The organism is Salinivibrio sp. MA427 (genome assembly GCF_001996115.1).
Taxonomy (GTDB): domain Bacteria; phylum Pseudomonadota; class Gammaproteobacteria; order Enterobacterales; family Vibrionaceae; genus Salinivibrio; species Salinivibrio costicola.
On sequence record NZ_MUFH01000327.1, the window covers coordinates 1 to 2,510 of the forward strand.

Genomic DNA, 2,510 nt, shown 5'->3' on the forward strand with positions numbered 1-2,510 from the left:
GTATATTAAATAGATACACAGGATGGTGTTATGGCTACAAAAACAGCGCCAATCAACATGCGGGTACAGCCATCGGTAAGAGACATTATCGATGCTGCGGCAAGTTTGAAAAAAGTCGATAGAACCGTATTCATTCAGCAAGCAGCGCTTAATGAAGCGCATAGCATACTGGCCGAACAACGGGATTTTGTCCTTGAAGCAAAGGCGTTTGAAGCTTTCGACAACGAACTTCGTGCAGAGCCGCGAGCGCTTGAAGGCGTGAAGGATCTGTTCAATAGGAAAGCGCCTTGGGAATAAGTGCCCCTACACTACTGACTGATGAGCACCAGATTAATGCCTTTCAATGTGGCATTGAAGCACTCGATACATGGTTAAGAAAACAGGCGTTAAAGAGCCAAAAGCGCGGAACCGCGAGAGTGTATGTTGCCAATGACACAGCAGCCCACCAAGTGATTGGGTACTATGCCATTGCCATGGGTTCAGTATCGAGAGGGCACGCATTTAGCTCACTACGGAGAAATAGCCCTGACCCGATTCCTATGGTGATTTTAGCAAGGCTTGGGGTGGATAACGCCTATCAAGGTCAAGGCATTGCAGCCGGTCTTTTAAAAGATTGTATCATTCGCTCAATACAAGCAATGAACGCTGTTGGTGGCGCGGGCATTTTAGTTCATGCCATTGATACCAGTGCGCAAACGTTCTACAAAAAATTTGGCTTCAAAGAGTCAACGTTTGACCCTTTAGTACTCATGGCACGCATCTGTGATATCGAAAAATCATTGTCCATAGACTGAGGTGATGACTCGCTGCCATGATTCAAACTCCTTATGCATTGTCACGCCAGAGAGTAGGAACGAGTGATCAATACGCTGTTTTTCCCGAGGTGTTTTCTCTCGTTCCCACCCTCCTGCCAAAACTGATAAGCGCGGTCACCTTTGTGGGCTTTTTTATAAAACGCCAATTGATCCAGAATTTACTTAACGTTGCGCTCAGCAAGGTATTGAATCAGATTTCTCGCCGTCCATGATTTAAGTCGAGCAAGATATTGACAGTGACCGGGCGCGTGAATACCGGGATCCAGTGCAGCACAGTCAAGGTGACGAAGTGCGGTAAGTGAGGCTCGGTGATTTTGTAGCGGCTTCTCCCCATGATTCACACTCCATATGCATTACCACGCCGGAGCGTGGGAACGAGGTACGACTTCTACCCATTATTCACACTCCGTATACACTCCCACACCGGAGCGTGGGAACGAGCGAACAGCGCTCAAACCCAAACATAGGGCGCTTTATTCAGAATGCGCTCTCGATTAGCTTACAACTTCCTGCCATTTCGAGTAACTCGTAACAACATCATATTTCGCGTTCTCACTCGTAATCTTTGCATTAATTTTTTCAGAGAATTTATCTCGTTCCCACGCTCCTGCGTGGGAATGCATACCTTGCTACCACTCAGGACAAACTTCCAGTAACCCCGACGCTCCCATGTAATCTCTGGCACTCGAATAACGCCAGTGAGCTGCTTCACCTCTCGTTCCCACGCTCCTGTGTGGGAGTGCATACCTCGCTACCACTCAGGACAAACTTCCAGTAACCCCGACGCTCCCATGTAATCTCTGGCACTCGAATAACGCCAGTGAGCTGCGTCATCAACATAGCCCACCGATGTTGCCATTGGCGTAGATGACACAAGCCCTGGTACTATGTCAACAATAATGCACTATCCCGCCTGGGCGCCTGCCACGATCGACGTCAATATTTGGCTTCGATGCCGGATGGCACCACGGCTATCCGCGCGTGTGATTCTTTATTCAACGAACTTCACAGTTTAGCCAGCGCTAACCCAAGAGTGACAACAAATCTATCCATAAGTCTGGTCTATTCAGTAGAATACACCTCCATGATTTTTGACTGGCGGACAATTCGGTGGGTTACAAAATAGTTCGACTGACCGAACTCATGACGTATGGATTTGGGTAACCGTTCAGCACTTACCGCTAGAGCTAATCAATCTGACAGTGTGGCCGGCGGATCGGTTGGTTGCAGTCACAGTGCGCATGCCGTAACCAATATCGAAGACACTTATGTACCCGAGCAGGTAGAACCTGACCGTTCGAATGAGTCGCCACCACTATCCTGATACCAGGGGCAATGAGATAACTGGCGCAATCCGATCACTTAGAGTAAAAATAAGAAGAGAGAAAAAAGGCAGGATCAGGTAATCAGAATAAACCGAAATGAGAGATCGCAATCACCAAAATACGCAATATGAAGGGCTTATTGGTTAAGATGAACTTTATAACATTTAAACAACTTATCAAACAAGTTCACGTAGGAAAACAACTTCCCGACTCGGTATACCTGCACCGAGATGCAATGAGTGAACTTCCTCCCGCTCTAAAAAAATTCGTACCGGCAGTTGCTCAAGCAGTGAACTTACCGGACAACCAATGGAATCTAATTAAGCTGTATAAAAAGGAATTCCGTTTATCGTTACTGCACTACCCAACC

General features: G+C 47.2%; 3 protein-coding genes and 1 pseudogene. 3 read left to right on the forward strand and 1 reads right to left on the reverse strand.

Features of this window, described 5'->3' with window-relative positions:
* The first annotated feature begins 30 nt into the window (after nt 1-30).
* Nucleotides 31-297 carry a DUF1778 domain-containing protein gene (locus BZG79_RS13995; RefSeq protein ID WP_021023794.1) on the forward strand — a complete coding sequence of 89 codons (267 nt, stop codon included), beginning with the start codon at nt 31-33 and terminating at the stop codon, nt 295-297.
* The gene (locus BZG79_RS14000) at nt 288-794 is read left to right on the forward strand and encodes a GNAT family N-acetyltransferase (RefSeq protein WP_077774706.1); all 507 of its coding nucleotides are present in this window, start codon (nt 288-290) and stop codon (nt 792-794) included. Before BZG79_RS13995 ends, BZG79_RS14000 begins: the two co-directional genes overlap by 10 nt.
* 211 nt (nt 795-1,005) lie before the next feature.
* Here BZG79_RS14000 and BZG79_RS16480 read toward each other — a convergent pair whose 3' ends face one another.
* Nucleotides 1,006-1,149, reverse strand: coding sequence for a hypothetical protein (locus tag BZG79_RS16480; RefSeq protein WP_198533648.1), 144 nt, complete (start codon nt 1,147-1,149; stop codon nt 1,006-1,008).
* Nucleotides 1,150-2,288: 1,139 nt separating this feature from the next.
* Here BZG79_RS16480 and BZG79_RS16785 point away from each other — a divergent pair.
* Nucleotides 2,289-2,510, forward strand: a pseudogene (locus BZG79_RS16785) (hypothetical protein); the annotation flags it as partial.

Bases quoted from the DNA above. Each gene is read 5' to 3' on its own strand.
- BZG79_RS13995 (WP_021023794.1), top strand. From the start codon at position 31: ATGGCTACAAAAACAGCGCCAATCAACATGCGGGTACAGCCATCGGTA.
- BZG79_RS16480 (WP_198533648.1), bottom strand. From the start codon at position 1,149: ATGGGGAGAAGCCGCTACAAAATCACCGAGCCTCACTTACCGCACTTC.